Source organism: Rhizobacter sp. P3_C12, from assembly GCF_056402735.1.
In genome coordinates this window covers 1-17,892 of the sequence record NZ_JBFUGW010000042.1, presented here as the reverse complement: position 1 = coordinate 17,892, position 17,892 = coordinate 1, and the positions used below count along the sequence as shown (strand labels likewise).

The 17,892-nt window shown below is 70.2% G+C and carries 13 protein-coding genes; 8 read left to right on the top strand and 5 right to left on the bottom strand.

Annotation, left to right across the window (positions count from 1 at the left end; all coding sequences use genetic code 11):
• Nucleotides 1-5: 5 nt before the first annotated feature.
• A complete protein-coding gene (gene gabT / locus AC1DXV_RS09555; RefSeq protein WP_477933352.1) occupies nucleotides 6-1,298 on the bottom strand; it encodes a 4-aminobutyrate--2-oxoglutarate transaminase in 1,293 nt (430 codons plus the stop codon).
• 173 nt (nucleotides 1,299-1,471) lie between these two features.
• Between gabT and AC1DXV_RS09550 the strand changes: the two genes are divergently transcribed.
• From AC1DXV_RS09550 to AC1DXV_RS09525, 6 genes are all read left to right on the top strand, one after another.
• On the top strand, nucleotides 1,472-2,884 hold the full coding sequence (locus AC1DXV_RS09550) for an aminotransferase-like domain-containing protein (protein ID WP_477872904.1): 1,413 nt from the start codon (nucleotides 1,472-1,474) through the stop codon (nucleotides 2,882-2,884).
• A 716-nt stretch (nucleotides 2,885-3,600) separates the two neighbouring features.
• On the top strand, nucleotides 3,601-6,210 hold the full coding sequence (alaS, locus tag AC1DXV_RS09545) for an alanine--tRNA ligase (RefSeq protein ID WP_477933350.1): 2,610 nt from the start codon (nucleotides 3,601-3,603) through the stop codon (nucleotides 6,208-6,210).
• A 2-nt stretch (nucleotides 6,211-6,212) separates the two neighbouring features.
• Nucleotides 6,213-6,635: a GNAT family acetyltransferase gene (locus AC1DXV_RS09540; protein ID WP_477871819.1), complete on the top strand. Its 423-nt coding sequence runs from the start codon at nucleotides 6,213-6,215 to the stop codon at nucleotides 6,633-6,635.
• A 132-nt stretch (nucleotides 6,636-6,767) separates the two neighbouring features.
• Nucleotides 6,768-7,940, top strand: a complete 1,173-nt coding sequence (locus AC1DXV_RS09535; protein ID WP_477933348.1) for a substrate-binding domain-containing protein — start codon at nucleotides 6,768-6,770, stop codon at nucleotides 7,938-7,940.
• Between the two features lie 26 nt (nucleotides 7,941-7,966).
• Nucleotides 7,967-9,676, top strand: coding sequence for a histidine kinase dimerization/phospho-acceptor domain-containing protein (locus AC1DXV_RS09530; protein ID WP_477933346.1), 1,710 nt, complete (start codon nucleotides 7,967-7,969; stop codon nucleotides 9,674-9,676).
• Nucleotides 9,667-10,689 carry an ATP-binding protein gene (locus AC1DXV_RS09525; protein ID WP_477933344.1) on the top strand — a complete coding sequence of 341 codons (1,023 nt, stop codon included), beginning with the start codon at nucleotides 9,667-9,669 and terminating at the stop codon, nucleotides 10,687-10,689. The genes AC1DXV_RS09530 and AC1DXV_RS09525 overlap by 10 nt, the downstream gene beginning before the upstream one ends.
• A gap of 75 nt (nucleotides 10,690-10,764) precedes the next feature.
• Here the strand turns inward: AC1DXV_RS09525 and AC1DXV_RS09520 are convergent, their stop codons facing one another.
• On the bottom strand, nucleotides 10,765-13,353 hold the full coding sequence (locus AC1DXV_RS09520; protein ID WP_477933342.1) for a chemotaxis protein CheW: 2,589 nt from the start codon (nucleotides 13,351-13,353) through the stop codon (nucleotides 10,765-10,767).
• Between the two features lie 382 nt (nucleotides 13,354-13,735).
• Here AC1DXV_RS09520 and AC1DXV_RS09515 point away from each other — a divergent pair, with 382 nt between their 5' ends.
• Complete coding sequence (locus AC1DXV_RS09515) at nucleotides 13,736-15,214, top strand: helix-turn-helix transcriptional regulator (protein ID WP_477871525.1); 1,479 nt, start codon at nucleotides 13,736-13,738, stop codon at nucleotides 15,212-15,214.
• A 7-nt stretch (nucleotides 15,215-15,221) separates the two neighbouring features.
• Nucleotides 15,222-15,956 carry a lytic transglycosylase domain-containing protein gene (locus tag AC1DXV_RS09510; RefSeq protein ID WP_477933340.1) on the top strand — a complete coding sequence of 245 codons (735 nt, stop codon included), beginning with the start codon at nucleotides 15,222-15,224 and terminating at the stop codon, nucleotides 15,954-15,956.
• A gap of 14 nt (nucleotides 15,957-15,970) precedes the next feature.
• On the opposite strand, the gene AC1DXV_RS09505 is transcribed toward AC1DXV_RS09510, so the two are convergent.
• The 3 genes from AC1DXV_RS09505 to AC1DXV_RS09495 form a co-directional block, all read right to left on the bottom strand.
• Nucleotides 15,971-17,293 (bottom strand): type II toxin-antitoxin system HipA family toxin, encoded by a 1,323-nt coding sequence (locus AC1DXV_RS09505; protein ID WP_477871309.1) that lies wholly within the window; start codon nucleotides 17,291-17,293, stop codon nucleotides 15,971-15,973.
• Nucleotides 17,290-17,580: a helix-turn-helix domain-containing protein gene (locus tag AC1DXV_RS09500; protein WP_477871307.1), complete on the bottom strand. Its 291-nt coding sequence runs from the start codon at nucleotides 17,578-17,580 to the stop codon at nucleotides 17,290-17,292. The genes AC1DXV_RS09505 and AC1DXV_RS09500 overlap by 4 nt, the downstream gene beginning before the upstream one ends.
• A gap of 119 nt (nucleotides 17,581-17,699) precedes the next feature.
• On the bottom strand, nucleotides 17,700-17,892 hold a 193-nt coding region (locus AC1DXV_RS09495), incomplete at its 5' end, for an ATP-binding protein (protein ID WP_477933338.1).

The following is a 17,892-nucleotide window of genomic DNA, read 5'->3' as shown; positions in this document are numbered from 1 at the left end:
CTCGTTCAACGCAGAGCGGCGAAACTGTCGGCCAGCAGCTGCAGGCCTTCGTCGACCAGCGTGTCCTCGGCCGTCAGCGGCACCAGCACGCGGATCACGTTGCCATGCGTGCCGCAAGACAGCAGTATGAGCCCGCGCCGGGCCGCCTCGGCCACCACCTGCCGCGTCAGCTCGGCCGCCGGCCTGGCCAGGTCGCCGCCGTCGAACAACTCGATCGCCACCATGGCGCCCAGCCCGCGCACGTCGCGCACCTGCGGCACCTCGCGCGCGATGCGCGTCAACCCGGCCACCAGGCGAACGCCCAGCTGCCGGCTGCGCTCGAGCAGCTGCTCGTCGTCGAACACCTTCAGCACCGCCAGCGCCGCGGCGCAGCCGATCGGCGAGCCGGCATAGGTGCCGCCCAGCCCGCCGGGGCCGGGCGCGTCCATCACGTCGGCGCGGCCGACCACGCCGGCGATCGGAAAGCCGCCGGCCATCGACTTGGCGGTGGTGATCAGGTCCGGCGCCACCGGCCACTGCGCGCTCGCGAACCAGGTGCCGGTGCGTCCGGCGCCGGTCTGCACCTCGTCGGCGATCAGCAGGATGCCGTGGCGCTCGGCCAGCGCCTTCAGCCGGGCGATGAACGCGTGCGGTGCGACGTGGAAGCCGCCTTCGCCCTGCACCGGCTCGACGATGAAGGCGGCCACCCGCTCGGGCTCGATGTCGTTCTTGAAGATCGTCTCGATCGACCGCAGCGCGTCGTCGACGCTGATGCCGTGCAGCGCATTCGGGAACAGCGCGTGGAAGGTCTCGCCCGGGAACGGCCCGAAGCCGGTCTTGTAGGGCGCGACCTTGCCGGTCAGGCCGAGCGTCAGCATGGTGCGGCCGTGGTAGCCGCCGGTGAAGGCGATGACCCCCGGGCGGCGGGTGAACGAGCGCGCGATCTTGACGGCGTTCTCGACCGCCTCGGCGCCGGTGGTCAGGAACAGCGATTTCTTCTCGAACGCACCGGGTGCCAGCGCGTTCAGCCGCTCGGCCAGCTCGACGTAGGGCTCGTAGGCCAGCACCTGGAAGCAGGTGTGCGTGTACTGGTCGAGCTGCGCCTTGACGGCGGCGATCACGTCCGGGTGGCAGTGGCCGGTGTTCAGCACCGCGATGCCGCCGGCGAAGTCGATGTAGCGCCGGCCTTCGACGTCCCAGACCTCGGCATTGCGGCCGCGGCTGACGAAGATGGGGTGCGCCTGCCCGACGCCGCGGGCGATCGCGGCCTGGCGGCGGGCCATCAGGGCGGCATTGGTCAGGTGGGCTTCGCGTTGCATGGCTTCACTCGGGTTGGCGGAAAATGCGATCGGCGGACTGTAGGCATCGCGAACGCGGGCCGCCATGTACAGACGGCGCGGCGATTCGGTGTACTGTGCAGGGCCGGGTGCCTGTACATGCAAGCCCCTATACGGTGCGCCACGCACGATGAAGTAACGCCTAGCTGCCACCGATGTTCACGCTGAACCCGAACTCCCCGATGCCGCTGGTCGGCCAGATCGTCGACGGCTTTCGCCGCCTGATTGCGGACCAGTCGCTCAAGCCCGGTGCCAAGCTGCCGTCGATCCGGGGCTTCGCGGCGTCGCACGGCGTCAGCGTGTTCACCGTGGTCGAGGCCTACGACCGGCTGGTGGCGCAGGGCTGGCTGACCTCGCGGGCCAACGCCGGCTTCTTCGTCAAGCGCCGCGCCACCGATGTGCCGGCGGCGATCCCGGTGCCCAGGCCGGTGGCCGACCTGCGCTTCAATGCGCAGTGGTACCTGAAGCAGATCTTCGAGAACCGCAACCTGCCGCTGAAGCCCGGCTGCGGCTGGCTGCCGCACGACTGGCTGTTCGAGGACGGCGTGCGGCGCAGCTTGCGCCAGATGGCGGCCGATGGCGCCGAACTGGGCGGCTACGGGCTGCCGCACGGCCACATGGCGCTGCGCATCCTGGTGGCCGAATCGCTGGCCGAGCACCAGATCGCGGTCGGCGCCGAGCAGGTGCTGCTGACCCAGGGCTCCAGCCAGGCACTCGACCTGGTGGCGCGCCGCCTGTTGAAGCCGGGCGATCCGGTGCTGGTGGACGATCCCGGCTACCCCAACCTGATGTTCATGCTGCGCTTCCTGGGGGCGCGGCTGATCGGCGTGCCGCGCACGCCGGCCGGCTACGACCTGCAGGCGCTGGAGGCGCTGCTGGCCGAGCACCGGCCGAAGGTCTTCTTCACGCAGCCGCGGCTGCAAAGCCCGACCGGCTCGGTGACGCCGCTGGCGCAGGCCTACCGGCTGCTGCAGCTGGCCGAGGCGAACGACCTGACCCTGGTCGAGAACGACATCTGCGCCGACATGGACCCGGAACTGCGGCCGTCGCTCGCCAGCCTCGACCAGCTGCGCCGCGTGGTCTACGTCGGCAGTTTCTCGAAGACGATCTCGCCGAACATCCGGGTCGGCTACGTCGTCGCGCGGCCCGACCTGCTGGACGAGCTGGCGCAGCTGAAGATGGTATCGGGCCTGACCTCGTCGGACATCACCGAGCGGCTGGCTTTCGGTGCGCTGACCGAAGGGCGCTGGCGCAAGCACCTGAAGTCGGTGCGCGACCGGCTGGCGGATGCGCACGGCCGGGTCGCGCAGCGGCTCACCGGGCTGGGGTTCGAACTGTTCGGCGAGCCGAAGGCGGGCATGTACCTGTGGGCGCGCCACCCCGACCTGCCCGACGGCGCCGAGCTGTCGCAGCAGGCGGTGGGAGACGGCATCATGCTCGGGCCGGGGCAGCTGTTCCTGGTCGAGCCGCGGCCCACCGGCTGGCTGCGCTTCAACGTGGCCTTCAGTGACGACGAGCGCTTGTATCGCTTCCTCGCGGCGCAGATCCGGCTGCAGGAAGCTGCATAGGTGCCCCTCCTTGCAGAGCTTGCGCAGTTTTGCGCGCGCAAAGGCGCGGGCGGGGGGTGTGGGGCTCGCCGGCCGGTGCGGTCATCGCCCCTGGCGGGGCGATGACTCCCCTGCGCTGCGCAGTTTGAAGGCCCGTCGCCGAAACTCCCTCCACTCACTTCGTTCGTTGTGGTCAAACAGTCGGCGACAGTCAGTGCACGAAGCGCGCTGGCGCGCGCGGGCCATCAAACTGCACAGCTCCGGCGCACCGTCCTGATTGGCGCTCCCCACACCCCCCGCCCGCGCCTTTGCCGAACCGGTGGCTMGATGCGTGCCAAGAACAAACCCGGGTGACACCCGGGCATCAACCTTCACTTGTTCGCTTGTCACCTCACCCAAAGAGCGGTGGTGCCCAAAGGCGCGTGCGGGGAGGCTGTGGAGCGCCAATAGGGACGGGGCGCCGGAGCTGGCTGATTTCATGGCCCGCGTGCGCAGCACGCTTCGTGAACTGACTGTCGCCCACTGTTTGACCACAACGAGCGAAGCGAGTGGCGGGAGTTTGGGCGACGGGCCATGAAATCAGTCAGTGGAGGGGAGTCATCGCCCCCCAGGGGCGATGACCGCACCGGCCGGCGAGCCACAGCCTCCCCGCACGCGCCTTTGCCGCGCACGCTACGACCGAACGGTCCTTTCCTATAATCGACGGTTCCGCCGAGACTGCCCATAGAAAGAACCGGATGAAAGCCTCCGAGATCCGCACCACCTTCCTGAAATTCTTCGAATCGAAGGGGCACACGGTGGTCGCCTCCAGCCCGCTGGTGCCGGCCAACGACCCGACGCTGATGTTCACCAACTCGGGCATGGTGCAGTTCAAGGACGTGTTCCTCGGCAGCGACAAGCGCCCCTACGTGCGCGCCGCCTCCGTCCAGGCGTGCCTGCGCGCCGGCGGCAAGCACAACGACCTCGAGAACGTCGGCTACACCGCGCGCCACCACACCTTCTTCGAGATGCTGGGCAACTGGAGCTTCGGCGACTACTTCAAGCACGACGCGCTCACCTGGGCCTGGGAGCTGCTCACCCAGGTCTACAAGCTGCCGGCCGACAAGCTGTGGGCCACCGTCTACATCGACGACGACGAGGCCTACGACATCTGGACCAAGGTGATCGGCCTGCCGCCCGAGCGCGTGGTGCGCATCGGCGACAACAAAGGCGCGAAGTACGCCTCCGACAACTTCTGGATGATGGCCGACACCGGCCCCTGCGGCCCCTGCTCGGAGATCTTCTACGACCACGGCCCCGGCATCGCCGGCGGCCCGCCCGGCTCGCCCGATGCCGATGGCGACCGCTACATCGAGATCTGGAACAACGTGTTCATGCAGTTCGACATGCAGCCCGACGGCAGCATCAAGAAGCTGCCGGCCCCCTGCGTCGACACCGGCATGGGCCTGGAGCGCCTGGCCGCGATCCTGCAGCACGTGCACAGCAACTACGAGATCGACCTGTTCGACCGCCTGATCCGCGCCGCGTCCCGCGAGACCGGCGAGAAGGACCTGTCGAACAAGAGCCTGCGCGTGATCGCCGACCACATCCGCGCGACCGCCTTCCTGGTCAGCGACGGCGTGATCCCGAGCAACGAGGGCCGCGGCTACGTGCAGCGCCGCATCATCCGCCGCGGCATCCGCCACGGCTACAAGCTCGGCCAGAAGAAGCCGTTCTTCCACAAGCTGGTGGCCGACCTGGTCAGCGAGATGGGCGCGGCCTACCCGAAGCTCGCCGCCGACCAGCAGCACATCACCGACACGCTGAAGGCCGAGGAAGTGCGCTTCTTCGAGACGCTGGCCAACGGCATGGAGATCCTCGACGCGGCGCTGGCCGGCGGCCAGAAGACGCTGCCGGGCGATGTCGCCTTCAAGCTGCACGACACCTACGGCTTTCCGCTCGACCTGACGCAGGACGTCTGCCGCGAGCGCGGCGTGGAGGTCGACGAGGTCGGCTTCGGTGCGGCGATGGAGCAGCAGAAGGCGGCCGGCCGCGCGGCGGGCAAGTTCAAGATGGCGCGCGCGGTCGAGTACACCGGCGCCGGCCATGCATTCACCGGCTACGAGCACCTCGAAGAGAAGGCGGTCGTCGCTGCGCTCTATCAAGAAGGCAGCCCGGTGCAGCAGCTGCTCGAAGGCCAGACCGGCATCGTCGTGCTGAGCGTGACGCCGTTCTACGCCGAGAGCGGCGGCCAGGTCGGCGACCAGGGCTCGCTGAGTGCCGAGGGCACGCTGTTCGGCGTGCAGGACACCCAGAAGATCAAGGCCGACGTGTTCGGCCACCACGGCGTGATGAGCCAGGGCAAGCTGTCGGTGGGCGACACCGTCACCGCCCGCGTCGACGGCGACCTGCGCGCCGCCACCGTGCGCAACCACAGCGCCACCCACCTGATGCACAAGGCGCTGCGCGAGGTGCTGGGCACGCACGTGCAGCAGAAGGGCTCGCTGGTCGATGCCGAGAAGACGCGCTTCGACTTCGCGCACAACGCCCCCGTCACGCCGCAGCAGATCGCCGAGATCGAGCGCCGCGTCAATGCCGAGATCCTCGCCAACGCGGCCACCCAGGCGCGCGTGATGGACATCGAATCGGCCCAGAAGACCGGCGCGATGATGCTGTTCGGCGAGAAGTACGGCGAGACCGTGCGCGTGCTCGACATCGGCAGCAGCCGCGAGCTGTGCGGCGGCACGCACGTGCACCGCACCGGTGACATCGGCCTCTTCAAGGTGGTGGCCGAGAGCGGCGTGGCGGCCGGCGTGCGCCGCATCGAGGCGGTGACCGGCGCGAACGCGCTGACCTACCTGCAGGCGCTCGAAGGCACGGTGCACCAGCTGGCCGCGACGCTGAAGGCCGCGCCCACCGAGGTGCCGCAGCGCCTGGCGCAGGTGCTGGAGCAGGTGCGCGCGCTGGAGAAGGAGCTCGGCACCGTGAAGGGCAAGCTCGCGTCGTCGCAGGGCGATGAACTGGTCGGCCAGGCGGTCGACGTGAAGGGCCTGAAGGTGCTGGCCGCGCGCCTGGAAGGCGCCGACGCGAAGACGCTGCGCGAGACGCTGGGCAAGCTGAAGGACAAGCTGAAGACCGCGGTCATCGTGCTGGCGGCGGTCGACGGCGACAAGGTGCAGCTGGCCGCCGGCGTCACCGCCGACAGCGTCGGCAAGCTCAAGGCCGGCGAGCTGGTCAACTTCGTCGCGCAGCAGGTCGGCGGCAAGGGCGGCGGCAAGGCCGACATGGCGATGGCCGGCGGCACCGACGCGTCGCAGCTGCCGCAGGCGCTGGCCTCGGTGCAGGGCTGGGTCGCCGGCAAGCTGTAGGCATGTGGCAGGTGCGGTTGTGCCGTCGTGAAGACGAGGCGGCGCTGATCGCGCTGTGGCAGGCGTGCGGGCTGACGCGGCCGTGGAACGACCCGGCCAAGGACATCGCCCGCAAGTTCGCCGAGCAGCCCGAGCTGTTCGCCGTGGCCGAGAGCGATGGTGAACTGGTCGGCAGCGTGATGGCCGGCTACGAGGGCCACCGCGGCTGGATCAACTACCTGGCCGTCACGCCCCAGCTGCAGCGCGGCGGCCTCGGCCGCGCGCTGATGGACTGGGCCGAGCTGAAGCTGCGCGAGCGCGGCTGCCCGAAGATCAACCTGCAGATCCGCCGTGGCAACACCGCGGTGATCGCGTTCTACGAGAGCCTCGGGTTCGCGGAAGATGACGCGATGAGCATGGGCAAGCGCCTGGAGCGCGACGACTGACGGCGGCGATCGGCGGGACCGACAGGGACATTTGACCTTCGGACAGACCCTGTTGCAGCGGACCGCCGCACGACCGATAAGGAAGAGGSCGATGCGCGATGTGCGCAGGCCATCCTTGTCAGGAGGTGCGTCATGTCCCATCCGAGCCTGCCCGGCCCGGCCCGCTGCGGCCGAGGCGTTCTGAGGGCATTGGCGGCGGCCCTCGTGCTGTGCGCCGGCAGCATGGCGTGGGGCCAGTCGCCGAAACCGGGCCTGTCGCAGGGCCAGGCCGTGGCCGAGGCGAAGGCGGTGGTCGACCTCGCCATCCGCTGTGGCAGCGAGCCGCGTGTCGACGCCGGACCGCCCGCCGTGCCCGGCAAGACGATCGCGCTGGTGATCGAGGACCTGCGCAACGGCGGCGTGCTGGCCGCCTCGCTCGGCCTGCGCGAGGCGGCCGCGGTGATCGGCTGGAACGTCAAGGTCTTCGACCTCGGTGGCATCGTCGCCAAGCGCGACAAGGTGATGCAGGACGTGATGGCCTTCGGCCCCGACGGCATCGCGCTGATGGGCGGGCTCACGCTCGAAGGCTCGGCGACCAAGGGCTACGGCCCGTACGACCTGACGCCGTTCGAGCGGCGCGGCATCGTGCTCGTCAGCTGGCATGCCAACCCGTGGCCCGGCCCGATCGCCGGCACGCCGGTGCGCACCAACGTGACCAGCGATCCGCTGCTGGTGGCCCGCATGGCCGCCTCGAAGGCGATCCTGGAGTCCGGTGGCCGGGCCGGCGTCGTGATCTTCACCGACTCGAAGCTGCAGATGGCGATGACCAAGTCGAATGCGATGGCCGAGGTGATCCGCGCCTGCAAGGAGTGCCAGGTGCTCGAGATGATGGACATCGGCATGGAGGAGACCGGGGCCCGCATGGCCGGCGTCACCGCCGAGCTGCTGAAGCGCCACGGCAGGCGCTGGACGCATGCGCTGGCGCCCAACGACATCTACTTCGACCACATGGTGCCGACGCTGATCACCGCGCAGCAGGGGGCCGATGGCGTGCGGCTGATCTCCGGCGGCGACGGCAGTTCGTCGGCCTTCCTGCGCATCGCGGCGAAATCCTTCCAGACCGCGACGGCCGCCGATCCGCTGAACCAGCAGGGCTGGCAGACGATCGACGAACTGAACCGCCTGTTCGCGCGCGCGGCGACGAGCGGCTTCGTCGGGCCGCCGCGGCTCGTCACTGCCGACAACATCGCCTGCGGCGGGCAACGGCCGCTCTACGACCCGGACAACGGCTACCGCGACGCCTACCGGCGGATCTGGAAGCGCTGAGCACGGCGGCCCGCCCGCCCGTGACCGTGAAGCTGCGCCGCCTGCTGCCCCATTCGCTGCGCCGGCAGTTCGCGCTGGCGCTGGCCGGGCTGGCGCTGATCTTCGTGTCGGGCGGCGGCATCGCGCTCTATTCGGTGCGCGAGCTCGCGCTCGCGTCGCGGCAGCTGGCCGAGACGCGTCTGCTGCGCGTGCGCCTCGCGCAGGACCTGGTGGCCGAGACGGCGACCATCGCGCTCGACGCCTCGCAGCTGATCACCGCCAGCTCGGCCGCCGAACTGCACCGCCTCTACGCGCAGATGACCCAGCACCTGCAGAAGTTCGACGCGGTGGTGACCGAGATCAGCACCACCAGCGGCGACCTGGTCGTGCTCGACCTGCACCAGGCCGGCCAGGTGCTGCGCAACTCGGCCCACGTGGCGACGCAGCTGCGCGAGGATTCGCTGGGCACCGAGCTGCGCTTCATGGCGCGGATGAACGACCGGATCGGCCGCCTCGAGGCGCAGTACGGCCGCGACCGGCTGCCGCTGGTCTCGCTGCTGTACCAGCTGCGCAGCGCGACGCAGCTCGACGAGCTGGAGGCGCTGCACCACCGCATGCCGGCGTTGCAGCCGGAGGTGGCCGCCGACGTGCGCGAGCTGCTCGCGATGCGCCGCAGGCTGATCGAGCAGCAGCGCGTGATCACCGGCCTGCGCGACGAGATGGGCCGCCAGTCGCAGGCGATGGGCGCGGCGGCGGGCACCTGGTCGACGGCCTCGGCCGATGCCTACCGCGAGGCGGTGCAGCAGGTGGTCGATGCGTCCGAGCGCCACCAGCGCTGGATCTTCGCGCTGTTCATCGGCAGCATGCTGGCCGCCATCGCGGTGGCGCGGGTGTTCCTCGGGCAGCACGTGATCGGGCGCCTGCAGGAGGTGAGCCGCCACCTGCGCAGCGACGCTGCCGAGGCGGGCCCGGCGAACCAGCCGGTGGCCGTGCCGGTGCAGGGCGAGGACGAGATCGGCGGCATGGCGCGCGCGGTCGAGCGTTTCCTGGAGGACCGGCGGCAGCTGGCGCGCACCCGCGCCTCGCTCGAGATCGAGCAGCAGCGGCTGGCGACGATCATCGACCACACCGCCGACGGCATCCTCGTCGTGCGCGGCGACCGCGTGCTGCAGCTCAACCCGGCCGGCGAGCGCATGTTCGGGTGGACGGCGGCGCAGCTGGACGGGCTGACGGTCGGCGAGCTGCTGTCGGATTTCGACCCGCCGCTCGAGGTGGAGCAGGCCGTGCCGCGCAGCGCGATCGGGCAGCGCCGCGACGAGCGGCTCTTTCCGGCCGAGGTGTCGGTGAGCCGGATGGCCGTGCACGACGACGGCGGCGCGCTGCGCGTGCTGGTGGTGCGCGACGCGACGCTGCGGCGCGCCGCCGAGCAGCAGCTCACCGCGGCCCGCGATGCCGCCATCGCGGCGCGGCGCGCGCAGAGCATGTTCCTCGCCAACATGAGCCACGAGCTGCGCACGCCGCTGAACGGCATCCTCGGCTACACGCAGATCCTGCGGCTGGACGACACGCTCGACGAGCAGCAGGCGGCCGGCCTGAAGACCATCCAGAGCAGCGGCGAGCACCTGCTGATGCTGATCAACGACATCCTCGACATCGCGAAGATCGAGGCCGGCAAGCTCGACCTCATCGAGGCGCCGATCCACCTGGCCAGCTTCCTCGGCATGATCGGCGACCTGGGCTGCGCCAGGTGCTGCTGAACCTGCTCGGCAACGCGGTCAAGTTCAGCGACCGCGGGCAGGTGCAGCTGGTCGTCCACCTGCTGGAGGTCGAGCCGGGCCGGGCGCAACTGCGCTTCGAGGTCTGCGATTCGGGCATCGGCATGGACGCCGCTCAGATGCAGCGGCTCTTCCACCCGTTCGCGCAGGTGCACGATGCGACGCGCCGCGTGGCCGGCAGCGGCCTCGGGCTGTCGATCAGCCGGCAGCTGGTGCGGCTGATGGGCGGCGACATCCTGGTGCGCAGCGTGCCCGAGCAGGGCAGCGTGTTCTGGTTCGAACTGGCGCTGCCGGTGCTGGAGACGGGGGCGGGCACCGCGCGGGTCGAACGCACGGCGGTCGGCTATGCCGGTGCGCCGCGCAGCGTGCTGATCGTCGACGACATCGCCGAGAACCGCGAGATGCTGGCCTGGCTGCTGCGCCTGCTCGGCTTCCAGATCGACGAGGCCGACAACGGCCAGGCGGCGGTCGTGCGGGCGCAGGCGAAGAAGCCGGACCTGATCCTGATGGACATGATGATGCCGGTGATGGACGGGCTGCAGGCGACGCGGCGCATCCGCGAGGACGCGGGGCTGAAGGCCGTGCCGATCATCGCGATCTCGGCCAGCGTGTCGGCCGAGGACCGGCAGAAGTGGGTCGCTTCGGGCGGCAACGGCTTCGAGGCCAAGCCGGTGCGCCGCGAGAGCCTGCTGCGCCAGATCGGCGAGCTGCTGGAGCTGACCTGGATCTACCGCGAGGACGACGACACGGCGGGGTCGACTCCGGCGCCCGGCGAACCGCTGGCGCCGGAGTCGATCCCGGATGCGCAGGAGCTGCAGGAACTGCACCGGCTGACGCTGGCCGGCAACATGGCGGCGATCTGCGACGAAGCGCAGCGGCTGGCGCAGGCCGATGCGCGCTACCGGCCGTTCGCCGAGCGGGTGCGGCGCCTCGCGAACGACTACCAGGTGCGGGCACTGGGTGCGCTGGTGAAGGAGAGCATGGGGCCCAAGTGAAGGTCGATCCCCGGGTTGGCACCCGGGCTACGAGTCTTGTAGCCCGGATGCCAATCCGGGACGCTCGCACGGAACTCAGGCCAGCGCGACCTCGCTGACCTCGGCGACCGCCAGCGCCGCGATGCCGGCCTGCGCGACCAGCCCGTCGACGTCCATCAGGATCAGCATGCGCTGGTGGCTGCTGACCAGTCGCTCCTGCTGGCCGCCCGGCCGCGCGAGCGATTGCACGCGGGCGCTGGCGACCTCGAACACCGGCCCGAGCGCGTCCACCCGCATCGCGAAGCGCTGCCCGCCCGACCCCTGGGCCACCACCAGCGGCGCCTGCGGATCGGTCGCCGGGCCGGTGCCGCGCAGCACGCCCAGGTCGACCACCGGCAGCAGCCGGCCTTCGAACTCCAGCATGCCCGGCAGATGCGCCGGCGCATTCGGCAGCGCGGCGATGCGCGGTTGCTGCAAGGCCTGCAGCGCGGTCGCCGACGGCACACCCAGCCACTGGCCGCCGCACAGGAAGCTGGCGATCGACACCACCGGCTCCTTGCCGCGCGGCGGCGTGGCGGCGTTGTCGAACACCACCGGCGCGGCCGGCGCCTGCGCCTGCACTGCGCCCAGCTTCAGCAGCGCCACCGACAGCAGGTCGCCCGGGCCGATGCTGCCGCCGGCGTGGTACTCGCGGTAGCCGCCCGAGACGCTGCAGCCGGCACTGCAGGCGATGCCGTCGAGGTGGATCACGGCGCTGGCCGACGCGCCCCGCGCGAGCGAGCGCCAATCGGTGAGCACCGCCCAGTCGCTGCCGACCGGCCAGCGCGCCGGATCGCTGCTCGCGACCACCGCGCCGGCACGCGTCAGCAGCAGCGCCGCCGCGCCGTGCGAGGGCTCGCCCTGCGCATCGAGCGGCAGCGCATCGCGCAGCATCGCGGCGAACTGCGGCGCGCCGTCGAAGACGATCGCGATGCCGCCCACCACCGCTGCGGTGCCGTCGTTCGCTCCGTTGTGGGCCCGCAGCGCCGCGCCGTGCACGAAGGTCGGCCGCCCGCCATACAGATCGCTCGCCGCATGCGCCGATTCGACATGCTGCTGCGGATCGCGCAGCGCCAGCGTCTCGCGCACCCACGGCGCGTCGAGCACGCTGCCGCAACGCGACTGCTCGGCCGGGTCCGACACCGCGACGATGCGCCCGTCGGTGTCGAACAGCACCAGCAGCGCGTACACCGTGTAGAGCCCGTTGATGCGCTGCAGCACCGCGGCGGCACGCTGGGCGTCGCGTTCACCCGCCGGCTGCGACAGCACGCCGCGCAGCACGCCGTCGAGCGCCCACCAGCGGCAGTCGTTCGCGCGCTCGTAGAGGTTGCGGTCGACGATGTCGATCGCGAGCCGCGCATGGTGGCGCGCCTCGTCGAACACCGCGTTCAGCGTCGAGCGATGCAGGTTCGAGATCGCCTGCTCGAACACCTGGCGGATGCGCTCGCCGGTCTGGCCGACCTCGCGCAGCAGCGTTGCGGCGAAGGCGTTCGAGGTGCCTTCGCCGGCCGGCCGCAGGCGGCCGTTCCACAGCACGCGCGAGAGGTCGCGCTGGATGTGGCGGGCCTGCGCGGGGATGGTGCGCAGCGCCTCGCCGAACAGCTCGCGGGTGTCGAGGCGGGCGAGCAGGTCGTCGTCGGCCGTGGTGTCATGCAGGCCCTCCTGCAGCTCGGCGGTGTCGAAGGCCTGGTCCACCGGCACCAGCGCACGTGCCGACCAGCCGGGGCCGCTGTAGCCTTCGTAGCCGCTCGCGGCGGCATGCACCATCAGGTACTCGCGTCCGGCGAAGCGGGTGAGCGGGTGGGCTGCCGTGGAGGTCGCCGGCGGCAGCGGCGCGCCGACCGGCACCTGCCACGGGTCGGACGAGGCCAGCACCGCATCGGCGCCATCGGTCAGCACGATCACGCTGCGGTCGCGCGGCTCCAGCAGCTGCGCGAAGATCGCGCGCATCTCGTCGTCGAAGCGGAACGACAGGCACAGCACGCCCTCGATGCGCTCGTCGACGCGGATCGCCGCCGCGTACAGCAGCGCGCGCCGGCCGCCCATCAGCGCGGACGGGCCGAAGTGCTCGACATACGGGCCGCCCTGCAGCGCCTGCGCGAGCCAGGGCTCGCAGCTGCCGGGGCGGACCTCGATCGAATCGTCGAGCCGTGCCAGCACGCGGCCGTCCGGTGCCAGCGCGATCACGTCGTCATACACGGTGTACTTGGCCGCGTACTCGGCGAAGCGGGCCTGCAGCGCGCGCAGTGCGGCGGCGTCGACCCCGTCGGCGCCCAGGCTCGCACGCAGCACCTCGCGCAACTGCGAATCGGTGCTCAGGAAGCCGATGTCGGCGGTGCGCTCGAACAGGTTGCGCACCAGGATGTCGATCGCCACCTGCGCCTGGCTGCGCATGCGCTGCGCGACGTTGGCGAGCAGCGTGCGGCCGAGGCTGTCGAGCAGGTCTTCCGACAGCGACTGGAAGGCCGCGCGCGTCGCGCCGATGTCGGGCAGCGTGCCGCTCATCTGGCCGAGCATCGACAGGCTGTCCCACACCCCTTGCAGCCGCAGCAGCGACTCGCGGTATTCGTCCACCGCGGGCATGCGCGACACCAGCGGGGCCACTTCGGGCGAGAAAGGCATCCCGCGGCGCCAGATCTTTTTCATTGTTCGTCCTGAGGATTCAAGTGGGTTCGTGAGACATCCACCCCGCTCGCAGGCCTCAGCCGATGCAGACGCTCTCAAGATTGAGAATCGGCCGATCCGAGGCCAGGTACACCTGGACTTTCGTGAAACGGATCACGCTTGCGCATCACGCGACAGGAACGGGTCCGATGCGGCCCGGGCGGGCTGCTTCGGCGTCAGCCTCGCGTCAGGCTCGGGCTCGCCTGGAACCGTTTTCGCAAGTGTGCGAATCGGTCCGCCGCCCGTTCTCGTTTTTGAGGCGACAGGCGTGACTGAGAGTTCATGAGCTTGTTTTTTCGTGCGATGACGAGACTGAGCTGCATCGGGTCCTGCATCGGACCTTGCACCCAAAGGAGAGATCGCCATGCAGATTCAAGTCCTCACCGTCCTGGCCCGCCACGAACATGTCCAGGCCCTGATGTCGCCGGTGCTCGAAGGCCGCGTCCAGGAAGCCGTCTCGAAGGCCGAAGAGCTGCTGGGCGACCGCCCGGCTCACCTGGGCGACGACATGCTGAGCGAGCTGGCCCAGCTGTGCGGCGACCTGATGCTGTCGCTGGACCGCGCCGAAGAGGCCGAGGAAACCTACCGGCTGGCCGTCAAGCTGGCCGGCGGCGCGCAGCGCGGCACGGTGCGCGTGGTGTCGTGCCGCGGCACCGGTTTCCTGAGCCTGTACCAGCACCGCTACGGCACGGCCGCGGCCTGCTTCGGCCGCATGGCCGTCGACGAGGCCGCGACGCCGGCGCAGAAGGTGGAGGCGATGTGCGCGATGGCGATGGCCCGCCACGGCCTCGGCCAGAAGGAGCGCGCGATGCAGGCGCTCGACGAGGCGAGCGAGATCGCCCGCGACGACGATTCGGCCCAGCTCGCGATGATGGTGAGCCTGGTGCGCGTCGAGCTGCTCGCGCAAAGCGAGATCCGCGCCCACGACGACCTGCGCGACCACGTGTTCTGGCAATCGCCGATGGTCGACCGCATGCCGGCCTCGGCCCAGCTGCAGCCGGTGTCGGCGATCGACCAGTGCATGAGCGCCTACGGCCGCTTCGCGCTGGTGGCGCGCCGGCTGCGCCAGCTGCGCGACCTGGTGATGGCCGGCGGCGGCGATGCCCGCGCGCAGGCCGCGCTGCCGGAGCACATCGCCGGGCTGCGCACGCTGGGCTTGGCGACGCTCGAGCGCCAGGCGCGCCTGGACACCGCGCTGGTCGCGATCACGCAACGCCAGGCCGAGCTGGCCCGCGCCACGCTCGAGCCGCTGCAATCGCGCGAGGCCGAGATGGGTGGCCGCCAGCGCTGGCGCATGGAGCTGTCGTACTGCCTGGCCAAGGTGTGCGCGCTGTCGGGCCGGGTCGACGAATCGATGCGCCACTACCAGCGCTATGCGTTGGAGTCGATGCAGTGCGTGCGCACCGAATCGGCGTTCGACGACCGTGCCGCGCGGCCGGGCACGGCGGCGCCGGTGGCGGTGAAGGACGACATCGAGATGCGGCTGCCGGCGAAGTACCGCCGTGCCTACCGCTACCTGCTGGAGCACCTGGACTGCGCCGAGCTGAGCGTGCGCGAGATCGCCGACGACATGGGCGTGACCGAGCGGGCGCTGCAGTGGGCCTTCAAGAACCACCTGGGCATGACGCCGGGCGAGGTGATGCAGCGCTGCCGCGTCGAGCGCATCCGCGCCGACCTGCTGCGCGACGACGCCCCGGGCCACAGCGTGATCGAGACCGCGGCGCGCTGGGGCATCCGCAACCGCTCGACGCTGGTCACCTCGTACCGCAAATACTTCCGCGAGACGCCGACCGAGACGCTGGCGCGCCGTGGCCGCGCGGACCACATGGCTGCGGCGTACTGAGCCCACCATGAGTTCGCATGGCTTGCGTGCGTCGATCGGCGCGCTGATGGCGGGCATGGCCTCGCACGCCGGCGCGGCCTTCGACTGCACCGATCCCTTCGGCAACCGCTACCAGAGCGCTCGGCTGATCGCCGAGGGTGGCGTGCAATGCGTGCCGGTGCTGCCGCCGGTGCAGGCCCTGAATCCACAGGCTCGGCCGCTCACACCGCAGGACGTGGCCTCGATCCTCGGGCTGTCCGATGCGGCGTTGGCCGCCGAGGTGCAGCGCCGCGGCGGCAGCCTGATGCTGTTGCCGCCGTCGGCGGTGGCGATCTCGGCGGGCGTGCCGTCGGCCGAGCGGATCACCGCGTACGACCCGATCATCGCGGCGGTGGCGCGCTCCTTCGGCACCGATGTGAACCTGCTGCGCGCGATCGTGCACGTGGAGTCGCGCTTCAATCCGAACGCGGTGTCGCCGAAGGGCGCGATCGGCCTGATGCAGGTGATGCCGGCGACCGCGTCGCGCATGGGCCTGGCCGATGCCGAGCGCAACCTGTTCGAGCCCGAGGCCAACCTGCGCACCGGCACGCGCTACCTGCGCCTGCTGCTGAACATGTTCGAGGGCCAGCCGGAACTGGCGGTCGCGGCATACAACGCCGGCGAGGGCGCGGTGATGAAGTACGGGCGGGAGATCCCGCCGTACCCGGAGACGCAGGCGTATGTGCAGAACGTGATGGCGATCTATCGGAGCCTCAGTCGCTGAACGACGCAGCGGGATCAACGCTTGCCGAGCAGCGCCGAGCGGCCGATCTTCTCGGGCTTGGCGGGCGCCGCCGGCCGGACGGCGGAGAACCGGGCGGCCGCGATCGCAGGTCCGAGCGACGGCAGGCTCCAGCTCTTCTGCAGACGCAGGCTGTTCATGCCGTCGTTCCAGGCGTGCAGCATGCGCTTGCCCGTTTCCTGGAAGTGAGCGTGCCGGCGGGCTGCGCCGATGACCTGCGGCGTGACCTGGACGATGCTTTCGCAGATGCGCTCGACCCGCTGGAGCGTCTGTGCCGGCATGACGTTGCAGCGTGTCTGCAGGAAGCGCTCCAGCACCTTGCCCGGCGTCCAGGCGCTGCGCCGGTCGACCGGCATCCCCGGCGGGTTGTTCCGGTAATCGTCGTAGACCGTGGTGGTCAGCATGTCGTAGACAGGTGCCAGCGAGATGTCATCGCGATCGCCGTAGAGCAGGGCGATGTTCTTCGTGTGGCAATCGGCGTTGCGCAGCGCATAGGTCAGCAGCAGCATGTCGGCCAGCCGCGAGAGCGCTTCGTTCTGCCGCGCCGCTTGCGGCACGACGTTCTTGATGCGCCCGACGACACGCTCCCAGGTGGATTCGTATTTCTGCTCGGGCCGCAGCAACAGCAGGCTGCACAGGTCTTCCATGCCTTTGCGGGTCGTGCCGTCTGCTTCGATGTCGAAGCGATGCACGACCAGCGCCTGCCCGTCGTCGGAGACTTCCGTGGCGGCGGTCGGGAAGCCGGCCTGGCGCGAGACCTCCATGCACAGGTGTTCGTTGAGCGCAACGCCCGGCAGGCGAGCCGTCGTGCCCTTGATGATGTGCCGCTCGGTGGTCAGCGTTCCCTTGCGGTGCTCACCCAGCGGATCGGGCGAGAGGAACTTGGGCACGACACCCGAGACGCCCGAGGCGGCATGGCGTCGCACGAGTTCGACGAAGGCTTCCTCCGAGTTGTCGCCGCGGAGGATGCCCGCCAGGTCGAAGGGAACGGGCGGCTGGCTGGGATCGGCGCCCGGCGCCGCGGCCTTGACCCGGCCGATCGCATTGCGTCCGACGACGGAGAGCAGGTTCAGCGGCGATGCGCCCACATGGGGCCCCAGTTGCTCCTGCAGGATCGAGAGCAGGAAACCTTCAGGCAGGTTCATCCGGAACAGCGGATGCAGTTCGGGGTAGGCATAGGACTCGGTGCGCACCGGCATCAGCAGCGAGACGAACTGCTCCGGGGCGGCGTCCGGGTGGTAGGCCATCACGTGCTTGAACCCGTCGGGGGATTCCAGCGTGGCCACGGGGCGGTCGTGGACGTGGATGTGCAGCTTCATGAGGCATCACGGCGTGGCGTGCTTGCAGCCGATGCCTGCTGCTGCCGCTCGGCCAGCGCATCGTCGAGCGTGAAGTGGCGATTCGCCGGACTGAAGCTCAGCTCGTGCCCGAGCACCTCGAGCAGGCGCAGCAGCTTGCGCGAGCCGAACTCGGCAACGCCACCGGTCTCGAAGCGGGCCAGCGTGGATTGCCCCAACCCGCTCAGTTGCGCCAGCTGCTTTTGCGTCAGCCCCTGGCGCTGACGCAGCAGGGCGACTTCTCGGCCGAGTGCGTGAAGGCTGTTCATGTGCTGTATTTGCTATATAAATACTTGGGATGATTCTGAAGCTATGCAGTGAAAAATACAAGCTTCGTAAGATTTACCCAAGATATATATAGCAAATACAGCATAAGAGAGGATGGTGCTTACCGCTCCGCCGGCAACTCCAGCGCCACCCGCAGCTCCCCCGCCGGCGCATCCATGCGCCACAGCCCGCCCTGCATCTCGCGCGCGATCTCCTCGCACAGCGTGAAGCCGACACCGCCCACCGCCGACGCATCGGCCTCGCGCGCCGGCGACGCGAACAGCACCCGCACCGCCGAGCCGTTCATCGACAGC